Raw genomic sequence first — 19,711 nt, 5'->3', positions numbered from 1 at the left:
CGTATCCCGCCAATTCTCATTGGCAAGCTACGTTGTTGATTATTGAGTTATCAGTTGCGACGACGGTGCGCCATGCGCACGGCGGCGAATCCGACGCCGAGGACCACAGCCACCGCGAGCGCGATGCCGCCAATGGCGACGCCGGTCTTGGAGAGGCCGCCCTTCTTCGCGGACTGTGTGGACTGTCCCTTGGCAGTGGTGTTCGCGTTGCCGGCGTGGTTGCCGGTGTTCGTGTTGCCGTTGGTGGAACCGTTGCCGTTGTTCTGATTACCAGGCTGGTTGCCGCCGGGCTGGTTACCAGGCTGCTGACCGGGCTGCTGCGGGGCGGTGGCCTCGATGTAGCCCATGCGCAGGGAGTGACCGTCGGTCACGGAGTCGTCGGCCCAGAACACCGGCTTGTAGGTCTTGCCGTCCTTGCCGCCGTCGACCTTGGCCGCTTCGGCGTCGGGCGCGATGGCGAAGCCTTCGGTGTTGCCCGAGGCCACGGCGGCCGGCTCCTCATTCAGCTTGGTGAGCTGGAGCGTGCCGTCCGTGCCGAACTCGTAGGTGGCGAGCATGGCCTTGGTGGGCTTCTCCTCGGCGCCGATGGTGTTGTCGCCCTGGGCGAGCAGCTGTCCGTGCTCGGCGTCCCAGGTCAGATCACGGGGTCCGGAGTAGCCGGCGTTGGCGGCGGTCTCCGGCAGCGCGATCTGTGCGACCGGGAAGGCGTTGTCCTGACCGTCCTTGGTGGTCTGGAGGGCGAACGCGTAGATGGCGTTGGTCTTCTCCAGGGCCACGAAGAACAGGCCGCCGTAGCTGTTGCCGAAGCCGTTCGGATCGTAGTCGTGCACGTTCTTCGGGTCCACGTTCACCTTGAACTTCTTGGCGGTGAGCACGGAGTCCGGAATGAACGCCACGCCTTCGACGCCGAGGTTGGCGTCGTCACCGTCGGCGAGCTGCACGCCGAACTGGCTGAGGCCGCCAGTGAGGTTCCACTCGTGCGCGGCGGTGAGATCCTGCGCGCCGTCACCATTGGTGTCGGCGGTCTTGGCGTTCACGTCGTAGCTGAGGATGGACGGACGAGGCTTGTTCTTGTCGGTGTTGTCGCGTTCGGCGCCGATGAACACGCCCTTGTTCGGGTCGCCTTCGATGAGGGTGATGCCCTCGGAGTCGACTCCGCCCTTGCCGTCCTTGAAGTGCAGCTGCTTGCCGCCCTTGGCGGTGCCGTCCTTCGTGAAGCTCCAGCCGTCGTTCGGGTCCTGCTTCCAGGAGCCGGACGCGGCATCGTAGACGAACTTGTTGATGGAGCCGGCGCCCTTCGGTCCGGTGATGCCGAGCGTGGGGTTGAGGTCGTTGTCGGCGGCCCACAGCGTGCCGGGCTTGCCGTTGGCACCGGGCTGGTAGGCCAGTCCGGAGAGGTTGCCGTCGGTGTGCTCGCCGGTGGCCTTGCCGGCACCGAACTCGTCGACGCCGTCGATGGTCTTCACCGTGTCGAGACCGGGCCATGCGGCCACGGCCATCTTGTCGCCGGACGGCTGGTCGGTGCCGCCGCCCTGACCCTGCTTGACCATGGCGTCGGCGTCGGTGTTGGCCACGTAGACGACCTTGCCGTCATCGCCCTTCCAGGTGAACTGCAGGATCTGCTTGCCGGACTTGTCGAACACGCGCACCTGATCGGACTTGCCGAGACCGATGCCGGCGAGCTTGTCGAGGTTGAACTCGGCTTCGCCGCCCGCCTTGATCACGGTGCCGTCGGGCACGGTGTAGATGTGGTCGGCGGAGTCCTTGTCGTCACGGAACGACCATCCAGAGATGTCGACGTCCTTGGTGTTCTTGGAGCCGAGCGTGACGGTGTCGGTGCCGACGTCGATCTTCTTGAGGTAGACGGCGGTGCCTTCGTCCTTGATGGTGTCCTTGAACGTGGGCGGAACCGGGGTTTCGCCGGCCGTGGTCTTGATGCCGACGACCACCGGATCGTGGTCGGAGGCGCGGAACTGGTCGGGCTGGTAGAGGTTCTTCGCGTTGTAGTTGTAGCGCGAGTACTCCAGGGCCACGGATTCCACGGAGTTGATGTTCCAGATGTCGGCGCCGGTGACGTCCTTGAGGGCCGCCTCGTTGGCGAAGATGTGGTCGAGCGAGCCGACGCCACCGTTCGTGTTGCCCTTGTCGTCGGTCACGGTGTACGAGTACGTGTACTTGCCGGTCTTTTCGCTCACCTGTTCGCTCAGATCGGTGTACTTGGCGTCCACGATCTTCTGGATGGGCTTCTCGGCGTAGTAGGCGTTGAAGTCGCCGACGAGGAACACCTTCTCAAGACCGAGGTCCTGCTTCACGGAGTCCGTGAACTTCAGGAGCGCGTCGGCCTGGGCCTGGCGCGTGTAGTCGGCGTTGCCGGATCCGTCGCCCGGGTCCTTGTTCAGGTCGTTGCTGGCCGAGCCCTTCGACTTGAAGTGGTTGGCCACCACGAGGAACGCATCCTTGTCGGCGGCGTCCTTGGCCTTGAATGCCTGGGCGTCGGGCTGGCGTCCGTGCTCGTAGCCGTTCTTGCCGTTGAAGGCGTCGGAATCGGTGAGGATGTGTGTCTCGCCCACGGTCGCGATCTTGGCGGGCTTGTAGATGAACGCCGTGCGGATCACGTCCTCGGTGTCGAGGTCGGGCAGCGTCTTCGGGCTGGGCACGTACGCCCAGGTTCCGTCACCGGCTTCGGCGTTCAGCGCGTCCACGAGCGTGGAGAGCGCGTAGTCGCGGCGGTTGCCCTTGAATGAGTCCGGCACCACGCTGGCGGCCTTGGCGGAGTTCTCGATCTCCTCGAGCGACACGACGTCAGCGCCAAGGTTGTTGATGGCCTTGACGATCTTCGTGCGCTGTCGTTCCATGTTCGTCTTGTCCCAGGCACCGCGCACGTCGCAGTTCTTCGCGGTCACGGGGTTGCCGTCGCGGTCGACGTAGGCGTTGCTCGCGGCGCATCCGGTCTCATCGGCCGTGGTAGAGAAGTAGTTGAGCACGTTGAACGTGCCGAGCTTCACATCGCCGCCGACCGTCTTCAGATCCGGGGTGTCGGTGCGGGTGTTGGAGAACGTCACCGGCTGGGCGTCGGCGTTGTCTCCGGTCAGACGAGTCGTCGGCTGGAACTTCCACGCGTTGTTGCGGTAGTCGAACACGACCGGCTTGGTGAACGTCACCTTCTCACCCACGCGCACGGGCTGCTCGTTGCTCAGGTACGGCAGCGGCGTATCGGCGTTCTCCGGGTACTTCGTGTCGAGGAAGTTGCGGCTGGAGCCGTCGTCAAGCGTTACGCTTTCGGCTTCCAGACGGTCGACTTCGGCCTGGTATACGGCACCGGTCTTGGCGTCGCCCTTGAGTCCCTTGACCGTCGGGTTGAGGAACGGCTTGTTCGAAGCGGCGAGACCAACCTCACCGTACTTGTTGGTGTTGTATACGTTCGAGACGGTGTAGTCGCCCTGCGGGGCCACCAGCATGCTTTCGAGGCTTTCGCGCTGGGCGTCGGCCTTCGGGAAGGCGACCTTCGCCGGAACGGGGGCGTCGACCTTGTCCGTCAGCTTGGTGGCGGTGGTGGCGTTGAGTTCGGTCAGACCGTTGTATTCGCTGACCTTGCCGCTCACCTGGACATAGTCGCCGGCCTTGAGGTTCTTGACGTTCTTCGAGTCGTAGACGAAGAGGCCGTCGGATGCCGTGTGCTTGGCGAGGTCGATGTCGCCGCCGGTGGCCGGGGTCTGGATGGTGTAGCCGTTGAAGCCGCCGTCCGGGTACGTGGCGGTGACCACGCCCTTGGTGGTGACGGTCTGGTCGACCAGCGGGCTGGCGTCGCCGGTTCCCTGGATCTCGGCGATGGTCTTCTCACCGGCCGGCTTGGTGCCCGGGTCGGGAGTCGGCTGAGAACCGCCGTCCGTCGTGTTGGCCTTGCCCGGCGTGATCGTGGCGCTGAGTGTGAAGTCTTTGCTGTTGTCGTTCGTGTCGACGCCGTTCGTGCGGTCAAGCGACTTGACGTCGCTGTTGGACGTCGGCGCGGTGGCGGCCGCCTTCTCGAACGTGTTCGTGGCACCGTAGCCGAGTGCATCGATGACCTTCGCATCGGCAGTGGTGTCGCCTGCGGCAGGGCTGAGCTTGTCGGCCGTGGCGGCGAGGAACAGCGTGCCCTTGGTACCGCTGGCGTTCAGTCCAGTCGCCTCGATGTTGGCAGCCGGCAGATCGGCGCCGTTGTCACCGTTCGATCCGGCCTTGACGAGGTAGTAGCCTTTGGCCTTGATGGTTCCCGTCAGGTCCGCAACGGCGTTCGACGCGCCGGTTCCGGCCGCCGAACGGTACTGCAGCGACGAGCCGGCGAGATCGATGTCCTTGTCGGTCGTGTTGTACAGTTCGACGAACTTGTTCTTGTATGCGGCACCCTTGCTTCCGCCCGAAAGATACGCCTCGTTGATGACGACGCCGGCGTACTGCGATGCCGCGGACGGCTGTGTGCCGCCCTCATCGGCGACCGCCGTCTGCATGGGGACGACCGCCGCGGCGAACAGCATCGATGCCGCGAGCACTCCTCCCTGAATACGTTTGGCAAATGTCATGTCTTCCCCTTTCATTGGCATGACGCCGGTCATCCACAGCCATAACAGATGCAACGTCATACTGTTTCCACCGTAGGAAATCGATAACAACGCAGCGCGGATGGAACATGAACCGGCGGCGAACAGCAGGGGAAGTTCATAAATCGGTTACGTAGTCCACCATACGGACTACATCCGTCGACCACGACCGGTTTGACCCAGAATCATGGTCGGTTTGACCCAGAGACCACGTCCGGTTTGACCCAGAAACCACGACTCTGGGTATACCCGGTTCATGAAGAGACCAATATCAGCCTCCTCATGACATGGTTATACCCAGAGCCAGTTGAAAATGGTCGGATATACCCAGAACCGTGTCCGGATATACCCAGACCAGAACCGACCGCAGGAACCGACCGTGAGGATCGGTAGAGATCGGCAGGAACCGATAGTGGTCGGCTAGCGGATGATGTGGAGCGCGGTCCAGGAGACCGGCGGCAGGGTCACGCGAACCGAGGCCGCGGTCCCTGCGGAATCGGACTCCACGCGAACGGTCGGATTCGGTTGCAGCGTCACACGATTCTGATCGTCCAGCACGTTACGGGCGTTGATATCGTCGTCGTGCAGAGTCCGCGCCTCGGCCGTCACTCCGGCGACGCTTCCGGCCGTGTCCTCCCGCAGCCACGACTCGGGAATCGGCACCGACAGTTCCGTCGCCATCTCCAGCGAACGATTCGTCACGAACACGGCGAGCGATCCGTCGGCGCAGCGCACGGTCACGGAGTCGATCGTTGACACATCACCGTATGCGGCGGTGGCGTACGTGCCGCAATCCGTCCGCGATTCGAGCACCGTACCGCCCTTGGCGAGCGCGGCCACGGCGGCGAACGGGTAGAAGATGGTCTGCCGCCATGCCGGGCCTCCCGGTTCGGTCATGATCGGAGCGATCACGTTGACCAGCTGCGCGAGCGATGCCGCATGCACACGGTTGGCGTTCTTCAGCAGCGTGATGAGCAGATCGCCCACCACCACGGCGTCGAGCGCACTGTACTGGTCCTCAAGTAGACGCGGCGCGACCGGCCAGTTGTCGACGCCCTCCGGCGTGCGGCTTGCATCCCCGCCCGCATACCAGACGTTCCATTCGTCGAACGAGATCGCCACGTCGTGCGTGCTCTTGCGCCGCGCCTTGACCGCGTCGATCGTGGACGCCACGTCGCGGATGAATCCATCCATATCCACGCCGGACGCAAGGAAGCTTGCAATGTCGCCGTTCTCCGGCTTGTAGTAGGCGTGGCAGGACACGAAATCGACCAGATCGTAGGCGTGTTCGAGTACCGTGCGCTCCCACTCGCCGAACGTGGCCATGCCGTGCGAACTCGATCCGCACACCACGAGTTCCACATCCGGGTCGATCTGCCGCATGCCGCGGGCCACTTCGGTGGCGAGCACGCCGTAGTCGTGCGCCGACTTGTGACCGAGCTGCCATGGCCCGTCCATTTCGTTGCCAAGGCACCACATGCGGATGTTGAACGGCTGCTCGTGGCCGTTCGCACGACGGGCGTCGGACAGCGCAGTGCCGCCGGGGATGTTCGCGTATTCGAGCAGGTCGAGGGTCTCCTGCAGTCCGCGCGTACCCAGATTCACGGCCTCCATGAGTTCGTTGCCGCCGGTCTTCTCCAGCCATTCGGCCATCTCGTGCAGGCCGAACGCGTTGGTTTCGGTGGAGTGCCAGGCCAGATCGAGTCGGCGTGGACGCAGATCGCGCGGACCGACGCCGTCCTCCCAACGGTATCCGGACACGAAGTTGCCGCCCGGATAGCGCACGGTGGTCACGCCGAGTTCACGGACCAGATCGATCACGTCCTGACGGAATCCGTGCTCGTCGGCCGTGGGATGACCGGGTTCGTAGATACCCGTGTATACGCAACGGCCCAGATGTTCGACGAACGAACCGAACAGTCGGTTGTTGACGGGCGCGACGGCGAACGCCGGATTGATCGTGATCGCGGCCGGAACGGCTGCCTCCTGATTTGACTGCTGATCCTGCTGATCTGCTGACGACTGTATTGACGACTGTATTGACGACTGTGTCATGGTGTCCTCGTTCCCCTTACGTAAGTGACCCCTTACGTATGACAATACGGGCTGAAAAAGACGTTCCCGGTAATTCGTAGTGGTGTACGGACGTTTTTTGTGCGCCAAACGTCCGTAAAGCACTACGAATTGCGGATTTCGTCTTGTTCAGCCCGTATTTGCGTCTGTCAGCCCGTATTCGCGCCTGACGACACGCGCCGGCGGCGGATCAGTACACGCGACGCGGCTGGAATCCGGCGGCACGCAGCGCGGCGAGGATCTTGTCGATATGATCCGGACCGTTCGTCTCCACCGTCACGCCCAGCGACACGGCGTTCGTGTAGTGGCCGGACGCCTTGAACTGATCGTGATCCAGCGCGATCACGTTCGCGCGCTGTTCGGCCAGCAACGTGGCCACCTTCACCAGCTGACCCGGCGTATCCGGCAGCTCCACCTCGAAGTTCATGATGCGGCCGCGGGCGATCATACCCTTCTGAATCACCGCGCCCATCGTCACCGTATCGATGTTGCCGCCGGACAGGATCGGCACCACCACATGCGGGCCGGGGGCCGCGGCGAACTTACGGGAACGCAGATTCAGATGCTCAAGCGCGGCCAGGGACACCGCACCCGCGGCCTCCACCACCAGCTTGTGACGCTCCAGCATCAGCAGGATCATCTCGTTGATGTCACGCTCGGTGACCGTCACCAGATCGTCAAGGAACTCGTTGAGCAGGGCGAACGTCAGATCGCCCGGATGCTTCACCGCCACGCCCTCGGCCGACGTGACCACCTGCTCGGCCTCCACCACACGGCCGGCACGGAACGAATTCAGGAACGCCGGGCTGCCCTCCGGGATCGCGCCAATCACGCGCACCTCGGGCTTGAACGTCTTGATCGCGAGCGCCACGCCGGCACCCAGGCCGCCGCCACCCAGCGGCACCACCACGTCGGTCACGTCCGGCACGTCCTCGAGGATCTCCAGACCGATCGTGCCCTGACCGCAGATCACCTCGTAGTCGTCGAACGGCGGCACGAAGATCATGCCCTGCTCGTCGCTCAGACGCTGCGCGTAGGCGGCGGCCTCGTCGAACACGTCACCGTGCAGTACCACGTCGGCACCGTACGCCTTAGTGGCGTCCACCTTGAGCGGCGGAGTGATCTGCGGCATGCAGATCGTGGCCTTGGCACCGCGCTCGCGAGCCGCATACGCCACACCCTGCGCGTGGTTGCCGGCCGATGCGGTCACGATGCCGCGCGCCAGCTCCTCATCGCTGAGCGATGCGATCTTGTTGTAGGCGCCACGGATCTTGAACGATCCGGTGACCTGCAGGTTCTCCGGCTTGAGGAGGACCTTGTGTCCGGTCATTTCGGAAAGAATGGGAGATTCGATGATACGGGTGTGGTGAGCGGTGCCTTTGAGTCGCTTCGCCGCGAGCTTCAATTCCTCGGCATGGTCACGCTGCAGATTTTTGATGACGTCTTTCTGATCCATGAGTGTCAATCTTAAGAGGCTGTCTCAACAAGTGAGTCTTCTGCCCCCATGCCATTTCGACATGCGGGCAGAAGACTCGGGGGATCGCATGAATCATGTGATCACGCGATCGAACATGCGGTTACGACTGCGACTATGACTGCGCTCAGTCGCGACGCATGACGCGCACGATCAGGCACAGGCCCACGGTCATCATCACCACGAGCGCGCCCGCCACAACGGCCACGTTGACGCCGGTCTTCGACAGCGCCGACGGCGTGCCCGCGTTCTTGGTCGTGGTCACGTCGGCGGTGGTCTTCTGCGCAGCGTTGGTGCCGTTGTCCTTGCCGGAGCCAACGGCGTTCGGCGAGAACTCGTACGTCCACGAGAACGAACCGTCGGGGCTGGTCACGGTGAACTTCTGCGCGCCGTTGGATTCATCGGTCTTCGTGGCGGTCCACTTGTCCGGCACTCCCTGCAGCTTCACGCTACGGCCGGATTCGATGGCGAACGGGCCGTGCTGGCGGTAGTCGAAGCCCTTCACCTGCGCGCCGTTGTCGGCGTAGTTGGCGGTCACGGCGCTGAGGTTGTCCACGCCGTACTGGGAGGGCTTGTTGGCGTCCGGGTTGTTCGGCGTCGGCACGTCGTTCGGATCGATCTGCGGGTCCTCGCCGGTGCTCACGTATCCGGTGGCCTTGAGGCAGCGCTTGAGCTCGCTGAGCTTGTACCAGGTGGAGTTCTTGGCCACCGGCACGCACTGGGCGCCGTCAAGCGCGGTCTCCTTCTCGTTGTAGAGCACGCGGACGAGCGGCGTGTACGCCTTGCCGGTCTTCGGGTCCGTGCCCTTGCGCGCGACGACGTCCCACTGCACGTTCACGGCCATCGGGCCGACGGTGTCGGAACGGTAGATGTTGTCGGTGTAATTGAACACGTCGTGGATGCTCTTGGGCTGGGCGACATCGGGCGCCTGCTGGGTGGAGCCGGGCAGCTTGAGCAGCGCGGCGAACGGCACCACGGTCTCGGCGTGGCCGAAGCGGAAGGTGGCGGCGGTGCTGCCGCCGTCCACGCGCTGGTCGATCACCTTGAAGAAGTCGTCGAGCAGCACCTGGGCGTTCTTGTAGCTGTCATCGTGGCCTTCGAAGCCCGGTCCCTTCTCGTAGAAGTCGTCCTTGTCGAGCAGGTAAGCGAACCATTCGGCGTCCTGCTCGTGACCGGCGAAGTACTTGGTGAAGTCGAACGTGCCGTTGTTCTCCTCGGTCATGTCAGCCTGGGTGATGTACAGCTCGTAGACGTATTCGGCGGCGTCGATCTGGGTCTTGATCTTCTTCGACGCCTCACCGCAGGCGTCCGCGTCCTTGGCGGGGTCGGCGCCGGGAGCGCAGTTCTGCTCGCCCTTCTTGGTGCCGTCCTTGGTGTTGTACCAGATGTGGGCGTCGTCGGTGCCGATCTTGCTGATGAAGTCATCGGTGAAGATGGTCTTGAGCAGATCGTTGGCCACGGTCTTGCTTTCCGGCAGGCTTTCGATGAAGTCCATGTGCGCGGTGATCTGTCCGTTGTCGGACTCCTGCGCGTCAAGCCAGTCCTCGTAGGCCTTCGCCTCGGCGTATCCCTCGTCGCCCGGCTGCTTCACGGTGCCGTCGGGGTTCTCCAGCTTGTGGAAGTAAAGGATGCCGGGACGCTTCTCGTTGGCCTGCACGTTGTCGGCGAGCGCGCTGCCGGATTCGCTCACCAGACCGTCCTTGAAGCGGTCACCGGATTCGGTGGCGCGGGATTCGCCGGACGATTCGAAGGCGATCTGCTCGCCGTTCGCGTTGGCCTGGTCGAACAGCGTCTTGTTGCGGTCGTACGCGCGCTGGCCGATGCCGCGCAGTTCGTCGCGGCCCAGATTGGTGAGCTGTCCGTAGCCGTTCTTCACGTTGGCGGCGGTGATGCCGTCGAGGCTGGCGAGGAACTCGTTCTTGATCTGCTCGCTCTTGAAGCCGTTCTCCTTGACCGCCGTGGTGGCCATGAGCTTCAGCAGGGCGTCGTACTTGTAGCTGGACAGACCGCGCGAACCGTGGCGGTCCACGCTTTCCGTGTAGATCGGCTCATAGCCGGCGGGTGCGGCGGAGTATGAGCTCGTGGTTTCCTGCGAGGGGACGGGATAGGGCTGCTTGCTGCTGTAGTAGTTGGTCTGCGCGTCCGCGGCGAACGTGATGCCGGGCGTCAGGGCCATTGCCGTGGCCAACACTCCGGCACCGGCGGCGACGAGCGCCCTGTGGATCTGCTTCGAGAAGGTCGTCATGTCCTTCTGCTCCTTGATTTCCTAGCTCTGTGAGGGTTGATCACGGTCGGCGATTGCGCCCCGTAGGTGTTCGCCGTGCCGGTCCCTTTCACGCTAGAGGAGCGTCGTGTGCGGAAGTTCGCAATTGGTTGAACGCTTGGTGACGGATGTGGGAATTCTTATCGGATTCGCGTACGCAAAGCGTTAAAGCGTAAGCGGAGTCGGGATTATCCGAATCGTTCAGACCAGCGGATGGCCGGTACCGGAGGCGTGACCGCGGTGGACGATCACGCAGGCCCCGACGATGACCATGACCACGATCAGTCCGACCACGCTGAGCATGTCCATCGCGGTGAGCGGCGTACGGTCGGGGGTGTTGATGCTGGTGGCTTCGGCCGCGAGCGCCAGCGCGGGCGTGAGCAGCGTCATCAGCGCGGCCGCCGCACCGCACAGTACCGCGGCGATCCTGACGCGCATGGCGAGGAACGGACGCGACGTACGACGACGGGACGGCTTGGCGCCCGGCTTCACGCCGGCGTTCCTGCGGCGCTTTGAATAATCGGGGGTGTGATCGTTGTTGTCGTGTTCCACTGCCTGCATTGTCGTTTCCATACCAGCCTCGCTTGATCGATGATGTCGCGTTCACGCTTTGTTTCGGTCACTGTCCGCCCGCCGATTGCCGCGTTTCCGAATCAGTGTCGGATGGCGTCGACTGGCGTCGATCAATCGTCATATATCTGTTCGTTTATCGTCGGAACACCACATACGTGGTTCCGCACGTGCCGAATATAAGGCAGGAATGTGGATGCTTCCCCTCATGAATCTAAATACCACGTTACGGCCTATCGAATATTGACCGATATTGACTGATACGAACGGGCCGACGGCGGATCGAGTGGGGAGGCCGGAAATAACGATGCCGTCCCGCCAACGAACTCGTGCAGCGAACGTTGACAGGACGGCAAGCTTTGTGCATTACTTAATGAATGGGATCGATCGACGTTGATGAATCCTCGTCGCCGCTGCCGTTCAACGGCATGGTGACGGTCACGCGAACGGTATGATCCGAGGATCCCGCGCCGAAGAACTCATCGGAGATGAATCGCAGAATATCGATCCTGCTCATGGCGAATTCCATCGTGCGCCTCCTTCCGATTTCCGCGGCACCGGTGTTTCCGATTCCGGCCGATGATCAATCGATCATCGTGACGCTAACGCTAGGCGACACGGACACGGTTTCGATTGCCGCATGATTTCGCGGGCGTTACCCATGTAACGCGGTCATGACGAGGTATAGCGAAGGGCAATGGCGCGTCGATTGGGCGTTGGATGTCATCGACGCCGAGTGAAGAAATCGGTGAGCAGCGCACGGCATTCGGGTTCGCGCACATCACCCACCACCTCGGGGGTTGAACCCACGTGAGGATCGCGGGGAATGTCCCACACCGACCCGCATGCGCCGAGCTTCGCATCCCAGGCGCCGAACACGATACGACCGATATGCGCGGTGAGGCATGCGCCCGCGCACATCGGACACGGTTCGAGCGTAACCACGAGTGTGCAATCCTCCAGATTCCAACGGCCGCAACGTTCGGCGGCCTCGCGCATGGCCTGCACTTCGGCGTGGGCGAGCGGATCGCCGTCCTCCTCGCGACGATTGCGGCCACGACCGATGATCACACCGTTCGCGTCGACCACCACCGCTCCCACGGGCACATCGCCATGCGAGGCCGCCTGTCGTGCAAGGGACAGGGCCTCATCCATCATTCGCAGATCCACGTCGCTCATACGGACACTCTATCGACTTCCCGCATCACACTCTCCGCACGCTCGTCCGCCAGACTCCCGTTCACCCTTGCAGACACTTGAACCATACAGCCTCCAGCCCATCTTTCTTAGTGTGATCACACTACCGTGTAGGGGTGCAGTGGCATCCCGGCAATGGCCCATTCCCCCGAAGTAAACACGACGAGTCGAAACGAGCGCACAATCACCAACGGATGATCGCGGCACAGAGGCTGCGGGGGCATACGCCCGATTAGACTTGGAAACCATGAGTATGGAATTGCATGTCGTATCCCACCCTCTGGTGGAACATAAGCTCACCGTTCTGCGCGACAAGAACACCCCATCCAACACCTTCCGCGAGCTCATCAGCGAAATCGTGATGCTCGAAGCCTACGAGGCCACGCGCGACCTGCTGCTGGAAGACAAGCCGATCGAGACGCCGGTCGCACCGATGGTCGGCAAGCAGATCGCCCCGCCCCGCCCGATGATCGTGCCGATCCTGCGCGCCGGACTCGGCATGCTCGACGGCATGATGAAGCTGCTGCCCACCGCCGAAGTCGGCTTCCTCGGCATGAAGCGCGACGAGCGGACCCTTGACATCATCACCTACGCCAACCGTCTGCCCGACGATCTGACCGGCCGTCACGTGTTCCTCGTGGACCCGATGCTCGCCACCGGCGGCACGCTGGTGGCCGCGATCCACTACCTGGCCGAGCGTGGCGCGCGCGAAATCACCTGCATCGACGTGCTTGCGGCTCCCGAGGGACTCAAGCGCCTTGAGCAGGAGGTCAACCCGGACGTCAACTTCAAGGTCGTGGTGGCCGCCGTGGACGATCACCTCAACGAGCAGGCGTACATCGTGCCGGGCCTCGGAGATGCGGGCGACCGCCTGTACGGCGTCGTCGACTGATCGGCAATCACGCTTTTCGTAGGTGCTTTGGCATGGGGAGGCGTGTATGTTTCGCGATACACTCAAGGCCGTTTGGCCTCGCTCCGGGGTTTGCTGGGCAAGCCTAGCAAACCCCTGCGCTGCTTACAATCGCGAAACATACACGCCTCCCCTCACTCGTGTCTGGCCTAATGGGCGGGTACTTTCCCAAGTGTCAAGGCTTTCAGGGGAGACGCCGTGGAGGGAGGGGCATGTGTTTCCCGATCGTAAGCAGCGGAGGGATTTGTTATGCTATGCAAACAAATCCCGGAGCGAGGCCGAACGGCCTTGAGTGTATCGGGAAATGCATGCCCCTCCCTCCACCCACACCTATATCTGCCAACAGAACCAAAAGCACAAAGCAGAGCGGCTAGAGTGTAGGGCATGAGGATTACGGTTATTGGGGTTGGCAAGATCAAGGAGCCATATCTGAGAGATGGCATCGCGGAATATGCCAAGCGTCTTGGACGCTACTGCAAGCTCGACATCGTCGAAGTGGCCGACGAGAAGACGCCGGAGCATGCGAGCGATGGCGTGGAGCGACTGATCAAGGCCAAGGAGGGCGAGCGCATCGCCAAGCATCTCCGGGACGACGCCTATGTGATCGCGCTGGCGATCAATGGCAAGCAGTCGACGTCGGAGCAGTTCGCGCAGCAGATCAACGATCTCGGACTGCACGGCACCAGTCATATCCAGTTCGTGATCGGCGGGTCGATCGGTCTGGACGATGCGATCCTCAAGCGTGCGGACTATCATCTGAGCTTTTCCAAGATGACGTTCCCGCATCAGCTCATGCGCATGGTCCTGCTCGAGCAGATCTACCGCGCCTACAAGATCAACGCGGGCGAGCCGTATCACAAATAGCTATCACAAATAGCAGGAACAAGAATCACGCGCACTCTTCGTGACATTCGCAACGTTCGCAATGTTCAGCGAAGAGTGCGCGGCAACGGCTATCGGGCCGGGGAATCGGGCACGAACGCCTCGAAGATCATGTGGTCGAAGTAGGGCGCGGACCGCTGGAACTCCACGGAACTGCGAACCGTCCACGACACCATGGTCGCACCGAGCTTGCGGGCGAATCGAGCCTGAGCGCTGTCGCCGCCATGCCAGTCATAGGCGACGAAATCCGGGCGGCCAAGCCAGTTGAACACCAGCAGACCACACAGCCAGTCCTTCCAGTTCTTGGTTGGATCGCCCTCTTCGGCCAGCTGACCGCGGTTCACCTCGGGGCAGTTCTCCCGATACCAGCGCACGGCGCTCGGATGGAACGACTCGACCACATACGGGCCGTCATATGCGGCCAGCAGCTCGGAACCCTTCTTCATGAGCTCCTCGCAGGAGTCATCCCAGCCGTAGTCGTTGAACTTGTACTCCACGATGATCGGCACACGGCCACCGACCACGGCGAGCACGTCGGAGAACAGCGGCACATGCTGGTAGTAGCCGGCCGGCTTCTCATCCCACTTGCCGTCGGCGCGCGTAGCGGCCACGGCGTCACCCGGCTTGGCGGGATCGGGGAACAGCGGAATGCGGGTCAGTTCCTCATAGGTGAGATCCTTGATGCGACGCGGATCGCCGGCGACACGCTTGAGATCGGCATCATGCACGACCACCACCTGACCGTCGCGCGTCAGCTGCAGATCAAGCTCGATGCCATATCCGGCCTCGCGCGCGGCGGCGAACGAGGCGAGCGAGTTCTCCGGCGCGATCGGACCGTCGAAATCGGCGCTGCCGTAACCGGCCTTCAGCGCACTGCGTCGAGCAAGATCCACATATGCGCAGCGCTCGCTCACCGTGCCGACGGACAGGCCCGATCCTGCGTCGTGCAATCCGCGATGCGCGTAGTGCACATACGGCACGGACGGCACGCGGTAGCGACGTGCCTCGATGCGCGAACGCGGGGCAAGCGCCCACGCCCCCAGACCGGCGGCCACGCCTCCGGTGATCACCGCGTTGCGAATCATCGCACCGAAACCGAATCCGCCCAACCCTTTACCATGCTTGGCGATATTTGCACGTCGTCCCGCAACCGCCTTCGTCTTACGCGACATCAGTACCTCCTGACTGGCCGACTCCATCATGATCGATCGTCATATCCCCGCGGCGTCGGCGGCAGATGGCAGAGGCTCGATGCCGCGGCCGCCACGCAGGGTCCGACGATGTTCTTCCCCGTCATTATCACCCAAACCACGGGCAATCCGGCAACACCAACGACAATTCCGCAGCACAGTGACCGAAACGGACGTAACGGTCAGCGCCGCGGAGATCATTTATGCTGGTGCTGGCAATGGCCGACCATAGTGGTCGACCATCACAACGACCATCACAACCGTTCCAGTTACCAGAAACAAGGAGTCATGATGCTGAGCGTGACGGATATGTTTTCGATTGGCATCGGGCCGTCGTCGTCGCATACCGTGGGTCCGATGCGCGCCGCGTGCGCATTCGTCACGTCACTGCGCGATCGCGGATTGCTGGACGCCACGGCCCGTGTGCGCGTGGTGCTGCTGGGATCGCTGGCACAGACCGGGTTGGGGCACGGCACCGATCGCGCGGTGCTGGCCGGGCTTGAGGGCAAGCATCCGGAAAGCGTCAACCCCGACGATGTGCTGCATGATCTTGACGACTGCGACCGGCGAGGAACGGTGACGCTTGCCGGCGTGCACGACGTGCCGTTCACAAGAGACGATATCGAATTCAACACCTGGCATACGCCGCGACTGCACCCGAACCGCATGGAGTTTCACGCGCTTGACGAGCGCGATCATACGGTGGGTTCGGCGGTGATCTATTCGATCGGCGGCGGATTCATCGCCTACGAGGACGAGCTGCTGCGATCGCGAGACGCCGATGATAGCGGACATGGCAACGGCCGAGGAACCGACGACGACGTTCCATTCCCATTCGCGTCGGCCGCGCAGATGCTGGAGATGTGCGACCGGGAACAGTGCACGATCGCCGATCTGGTGCGCCGCAACGAGCGGGCATTCCGCCCGGCCGACGACACCCGCGCGATGATGACGACGATTTGGCGGACGATGCGTGACTGCGTACGTAACGGATGCACCAGCGACGAGGCAACGCTGCCGGGCGGTCTGAATGTTCCACGCCGCGCCCCCGCACTGTATCGACGACTCGGCAATGGTGACGTCGACATGTTCCACGACAACGTTTCACGTGAAACATCGCGTGAAACATTCCATGCGCACGCATCCGACAGCGAATGGGTGGATCTGTTCGCGCTTGCCGTCAGCGAGGAGAACGCCGGCGGCGGGCGGATCGTCACCGCGCCGACGAACGGATCGGCCGGCATTATTCCCGCGGTACTGCACTACTACTGGTGGCTCACCGCCGGTGCGACCATGGACGGAGTCTATGACTTTCTGCTCACCGCCACGGCGATCGGCTATCTGTTCAAACGCAACGCATCGATCTCCGGCGCGGAGGTCGGCTGTCAGGGCGAGGTCGGATCGGCCTGTTCCATGGCGGCGGCGGGACTGTGCGCCGCACTCGGCGGCACACCGCATCAGATCGAGAACGCGGCGGAGATCGGCATCGAACACAATCTTGGACTCACCTGCGACCCGATCGGCGGACTGGTGCAGATCCCCTGCATCGAGCGCAACGCCATGGCGGCGAACACAGCCATCAACGCGGCGCGTATGGCACTGCTCGGAGACGGATCGCACATCGTCTCGCTCGACTCGGCCATACGCACCATGAAGGAGACCGGTCGCGACATGATGAGCAAATACAAGGAGACTTCCGAGGGCGGCCTCGCCGTCAACGTCACCGAATGCTGACGCACGCCGCCCGTCGCACACCATCCGAACACCACCCAAACGCAACAAGGCACCCCGCGTGCGTACGCGGGGTGCCAAAGGTGAAACAACGATCATATGGTGTAGTCTCGTACAGGCGGCTCCTTACTGGACCGGCTGGCACCGATCCTTGATTTCGGTTTTTCAGCGGTCGGATTCGTCGGGCACCTGGCCTCATGGCACTCAACGAATCCGACGATATTCACGATGGTCAGTCAGTCTGGCCCAGGACCGGAGACCAGGACCAGACGACCGGAATCAGGCCTCGGTCTCAGCGGAGACGGCGGCGGCGAAGCGGGCGACGAGCAGAATCGTACCCGCGCCGAGCGCGCCTGCCGGCGGAATGTGGAACACGTCGGTGTAGAAGTACATGATGTATGACGAGATCGTCACGTAGAGCAGATTGCCTGCCATATCAGTGCAGGAGTAGGCGATCTTCTCCTTGAGCGACAGCTTCACCGCGGAAGCGTCCTTGGTTACGGCACTCATGATGTTTCCTTCTTCGTTGAATGAGTTGACATAACAGCAGTAATGGTGATTGCGGATCGGTTACGAACCAGATCGTGAAATACACAAGCAACAGCATGTTTCACGTGAAACATTGGATGAGCTCATGCGCGACGTCGCGATGTCTCATCGTAACCGATCCGGCGATCCTAGAAATCGGAGTCGAACCACACCTGCATCTGGCCGATCTCACGATTGGCCCAGGCGTAGTACGGAATGAGCTTCAGCGTGGCCGGGCGAGGAGCGGCCAGACCGTCGGCGACATCGGCATACAGCGGAGCGTCCGCGGGGTCGTCCACACGCTTGGCAGCGGGAACGGTCAGCACGGTCACGCCGTCGAGCTCGTCCGAATGGTATTCGGCGCTGGCTCCGGACACGGCGGCTGCCGATAGTCGGTAGTTCCACAGCGGTCCTTCGTTATCCGCCTCTTCGGCGCAATACACGACCGGTCCGCGCATCACGGCCACCTTGCCGGCGTCCTGACGCACGGCGTTCTTGGAACGCATGAACTTCACTCGCATGTCGAGACCCAGCGCGATCACAGTGTCGCCAGCCGGTGCATCGATGGTCACGAATCCGTTGACGACCGGCAGGTCGGCGGCATTGCGCCCATTCACCGTCAGCGTGTACTGGCCTGCGGACCACGACGGGATGCGAACCAGGAAGCGTACGGCGTCGGCGCCTTCCGGCACGGTCACCGTGAACTTCACGTTGCCGTCCCACGGGAAGTTGGACTCCTGCTTCACCTCCACGCCATCGAAGAACTTAGCCTCGTTGGCGATGAACTGGTGGGCGATGATCGTGCGGTCGGATTCGCGTACGTTGTACAGGTACCGATCGATCGACGCGATGAAGCGGGCGATGTTCGCCGGGCAGCAGGCGCATCCGAACCATTCGGCGCGGTGCATGAGCACGTGTGCCTGATCGGGGTTGTGCGCGCTGGCCTGCGGATCGGCCTCGAGCGGGTTCACGTAGTAGAAGTGCTTGCCGTCCAGTGCGATGCCGGAGATGCCGCCGTTGAAGATCTCCTTCTCCAGTACGTCGGCATATTCGCCGCGCGGTGCGATGTCCAGCATCTGACGGGCCACGAAGCTGAGACCCACGGAAGCGCAGGACTCGCCGTACATGGTCTCGTTCGGTAGATCGTAGTCGTAGGTGAATGCCTCGCCATCGTGCGTGGAGCCGATGCCGCCGGTGATGTACATGCGACGGCGAACGATGTCCTCCCACAGACGCTGAGCGGTTTCAACGAGCTCGGCGTCCTGGGTCAGACGCGCCACGTGGGCCACGGCGGTGAGCATATACACCACACGCACGGCATGCCCCTCGGCAGTCTGCTGCTGACGGATGGGTCGGGCGGACTGGGTGTATTCGTGGGTCCAGCCGCGCATCTGCGGGAAGATGTCGGTGGAGCCGTTGCCGATCTTCGCGTTCTGCTTGTCGTAGAACTCGGGATCACGACCGCGCACGTCGATGAAGAACTTGGACAGGTCGAGGTAGCGCTGCTCGCCGGTGACCTCGTACAGGCGGGCGAGGGCCAGCTCGATCTCCGGATGACCGTCGGCACCGTGGACCTTGCCATCCTCCGGACCGAAGTTCTCATCCAGACAATCGGCCATCTTCTTGGCCACGTTGAGCGCCTGCTCGTTACCGGTCACCTCGTAGTAGGCCACGGCGGCCTCGATGTAGTGGCCCATCACATACATCTCGTGCGACTGCTGGATCTGCGTGAAACGTTCACGCGTCTCGAACGCGCCGGACTTGATGATGTATGGGGTGTCGAGATAACCGTCCTCGCGCTGTGCACGGGCGATCAGATCGACGAGCTTGTCGCACAGTTCGCGCAGGTCGGCGTCGTCGGTGTAGGCGAGCGCGTAGGCGGCCTCTTCGAGCCACTTGTACACGTCGGAATCCTGAAAGACGAATCCCTTGAAGGGGCCTTCCTCGTCGCCGGCGGCGATGCGCAGGTTGCGCACGGCGCGGCTGTAATGGTTGTCGATGTCTTGGTTGTTGACGCCGGACGGATCCTCGGGGATGTCGATCTCACGTTCGTCGTTGATGACCGACCACTGGTAGGGGATGACCTCGTTGGCCACATTGTCGCGGTACCGCACCCAGAAAGGCGACGTTACCTTCACTGTTGTCGCGCTCATTCGCTGCCCTTTCGCGTTTGTCTATCGAATCTTTCGCATTTTTCGCAGAGTTCTCCCCATGGATGGCCATTGCTTGTCGGCGGAAACACTTCTCCATCGAGTTCACCCACGGATTGACAATCGTTGGAATTCCAACTGTGGAATGCCACCGATCAGCTCTTCG

14 protein-coding genes are annotated in these 19,711 nt (G+C 62.5%); 4 read left to right on the top strand and 10 right to left on the bottom strand.

Going from position 1 to position 19,711, the window contains the following annotated elements:
- Positions 1–50: 50 nt before the first annotated feature.
- The 6 genes from BTIS_RS12085 to BTIS_RS11860 form a co-directional block, all read right to left on the bottom strand.
- On the bottom strand, positions 51–4,559 hold the full coding sequence (locus BTIS_RS12085) for an ExeM/NucH family extracellular endonuclease (RefSeq protein ID WP_245819349.1): 4,509 nt from the start codon (positions 4,557–4,559) through the stop codon (positions 51–53).
- Positions 4,560–4,997: 438 nt separating this feature from the next.
- The gene (gene arfA / locus BTIS_RS06725) at positions 4,998–6,632 is read right to left on the bottom strand and encodes an arabinosylfuranosidase ArfA (RefSeq protein WP_094663898.1); all 1,635 of its coding nucleotides are present in this window, start codon (positions 6,630–6,632) and stop codon (positions 4,998–5,000) included.
- Between the two features lie 208 nt (positions 6,633–6,840).
- Positions 6,841–8,106 carry a threonine ammonia-lyase gene (ilvA, locus tag BTIS_RS06720; protein ID WP_094663896.1) on the bottom strand — a complete coding sequence of 422 codons (1,266 nt, stop codon included), beginning with the start codon at positions 8,104–8,106 and terminating at the stop codon, positions 6,841–6,843.
- Between the two features lie 145 nt (positions 8,107–8,251).
- Complete coding sequence (locus BTIS_RS06715) at positions 8,252–10,369, bottom strand: histidine-type phosphatase (protein ID WP_094663894.1); 2,118 nt, start codon at positions 10,367–10,369, stop codon at positions 8,252–8,254.
- A gap of 219 nt (positions 10,370–10,588) precedes the next feature.
- Positions 10,589–10,948, bottom strand: a complete 360-nt coding sequence (locus tag BTIS_RS06710) for a hypothetical protein (protein WP_094663892.1) — start codon at positions 10,946–10,948, stop codon at positions 10,589–10,591.
- A 379-nt stretch (positions 10,949–11,327) separates the two neighbouring features.
- On the bottom strand, positions 11,328–11,474 hold the full coding sequence (locus tag BTIS_RS11860; RefSeq protein WP_158216859.1) for a hypothetical protein: 147 nt from the start codon (positions 11,472–11,474) through the stop codon (positions 11,328–11,330).
- Between BTIS_RS11860 and BTIS_RS12215 the strand changes: the two genes are divergently transcribed.
- A complete protein-coding gene (locus tag BTIS_RS12215; RefSeq protein WP_258185456.1) occupies positions 11,473–11,601 on the top strand; it encodes a hypothetical protein in 129 nt (42 codons plus the stop codon). The two genes, BTIS_RS11860 and BTIS_RS12215, sit on opposite strands and share 2 nt — an antisense overlap.
- Before the next feature lie 79 nt (positions 11,602–11,680).
- Here the strand turns inward: BTIS_RS12215 and BTIS_RS06705 are convergent, their stop codons facing one another.
- Complete coding sequence (locus BTIS_RS06705) at positions 11,681–12,136, bottom strand: nucleoside deaminase (protein WP_094663890.1); 456 nt, start codon at positions 12,134–12,136, stop codon at positions 11,681–11,683.
- 271 nt (positions 12,137–12,407) lie between these two features.
- Between BTIS_RS06705 and upp the strand changes: the two genes are divergently transcribed.
- Both upp and rlmH read left to right on the top strand, forming a co-directional pair.
- Positions 12,408–13,046 (top strand): uracil phosphoribosyltransferase, encoded by a 639-nt coding sequence (gene upp, locus BTIS_RS06700; RefSeq protein WP_094663888.1) that lies wholly within the window; start codon positions 12,408–12,410, stop codon positions 13,044–13,046.
- Positions 13,047–13,448: 402 nt separating this feature from the next.
- Complete coding sequence (rlmH, locus tag BTIS_RS06695; RefSeq protein WP_094663886.1) at positions 13,449–13,928, top strand: 23S rRNA (pseudouridine(1915)-N(3))-methyltransferase RlmH; 480 nt, start codon at positions 13,449–13,451, stop codon at positions 13,926–13,928.
- Between the two features lie 89 nt (positions 13,929–14,017).
- On the opposite strand, the gene BTIS_RS06690 is transcribed toward rlmH, so the two are convergent.
- Positions 14,018–15,031: a glycerophosphodiester phosphodiesterase family protein gene (locus BTIS_RS06690; RefSeq protein ID WP_094663924.1), complete on the bottom strand. Its 1,014-nt coding sequence runs from the start codon at positions 15,029–15,031 to the stop codon at positions 14,018–14,020.
- Positions 15,032–15,427: 396 nt separating this feature from the next.
- Between BTIS_RS06690 and BTIS_RS06685 the strand changes: the two genes are divergently transcribed.
- Positions 15,428–16,870, top strand: a complete 1,443-nt coding sequence (locus BTIS_RS06685) for an L-serine ammonia-lyase (RefSeq protein WP_094663885.1) — start codon at positions 15,428–15,430, stop codon at positions 16,868–16,870.
- 276 nt (positions 16,871–17,146) lie between these two features.
- Here BTIS_RS06685 and BTIS_RS06680 read toward each other — a convergent pair whose 3' ends face one another.
- Positions 17,147–17,377 carry a hypothetical protein gene (locus tag BTIS_RS06680; RefSeq protein WP_245819348.1) on the bottom strand — a complete coding sequence of 77 codons (231 nt, stop codon included), beginning with the start codon at positions 17,375–17,377 and terminating at the stop codon, positions 17,147–17,149.
- Between the two features lie 167 nt (positions 17,378–17,544).
- Positions 17,545–19,548, bottom strand: coding sequence for a glycoside hydrolase family 127 protein (locus BTIS_RS06675; RefSeq protein WP_094663884.1), 2,004 nt, complete (start codon positions 19,546–19,548; stop codon positions 17,545–17,547).
- Between the last annotated feature and the right edge of the window lie 163 nt (positions 19,549–19,711).

It is taken from the genome of Bifidobacterium tissieri (assembly GCF_002259645.1).
GTDB lineage: Bacteria > Actinomycetota > Actinomycetes > Actinomycetales > Bifidobacteriaceae > Galliscardovia > Galliscardovia tissieri.
Note: the sequence above shows the minus strand (reverse complement) of the source record. Positions and strands in the feature narration are given on the sequence as shown.

Bases quoted from the DNA above. Each gene is read 5' to 3' on its own strand.
- BTIS_RS12085 (WP_245819349.1), bottom strand. From the start codon at position 4,559: ATGACATTTGCCAAACGTATTCAGGGAGGAGTGCTCGCGGCATCGATG.
- arfA (WP_094663898.1), bottom strand. From the start codon at position 6,632: ATGACACAGTCGTCAATACAGTCGTCAATACAGTCGTCAGCAGATCAG.
- ilvA (WP_094663896.1), bottom strand. From the start codon at position 8,106: ATGGATCAGAAAGACGTCATCAAAAATCTGCAGCGTGACCATGCCGAG.
- BTIS_RS06715 (WP_094663894.1), bottom strand. From the start codon at position 10,369: ATGACGACCTTCTCGAAGCAGATCCACAGGGCGCTCGTCGCCGCCGGT.
- BTIS_RS06710 (WP_094663892.1), bottom strand. From the start codon at position 10,948: ATGCAGGCAGTGGAACACGACAACAACGATCACACCCCCGATTATTCA.
- BTIS_RS12215 (WP_258185456.1), top strand. From the start codon at position 11,473: ATGGCGAATTCCATCGTGCGCCTCCTTCCGATTTCCGCGGCACCGGTG.
- BTIS_RS11860 (WP_158216859.1), bottom strand. From the start codon at position 11,474: ATGAGCAGGATCGATATTCTGCGATTCATCTCCGATGAGTTCTTCGGC.
- BTIS_RS06705 (WP_094663890.1), bottom strand. From the start codon at position 12,136: ATGAGCGACGTGGATCTGCGAATGATGGATGAGGCCCTGTCCCTTGCA.
- upp (WP_094663888.1), top strand. From the start codon at position 12,408: ATGGAATTGCATGTCGTATCCCACCCTCTGGTGGAACATAAGCTCACC.
- rlmH (WP_094663886.1), top strand. From the start codon at position 13,449: ATGAGGATTACGGTTATTGGGGTTGGCAAGATCAAGGAGCCATATCTG.
- BTIS_RS06690 (WP_094663924.1), bottom strand. From the start codon at position 15,031: ATGATTCGCAACGCGGTGATCACCGGAGGCGTGGCCGCCGGTCTGGGG.
- BTIS_RS06685 (WP_094663885.1), top strand. From the start codon at position 15,428: ATGCTGAGCGTGACGGATATGTTTTCGATTGGCATCGGGCCGTCGTCG.
- BTIS_RS06680 (WP_245819348.1), bottom strand. From the start codon at position 17,377: ATGAGTGCCGTAACCAAGGACGCTTCCGCGGTGAAGCTGTCGCTCAAG.
- BTIS_RS06675 (WP_094663884.1), bottom strand. From the start codon at position 19,548: ATGAGCGCGACAACAGTGAAGGTAACGTCGCCTTTCTGGGTGCGGTAC.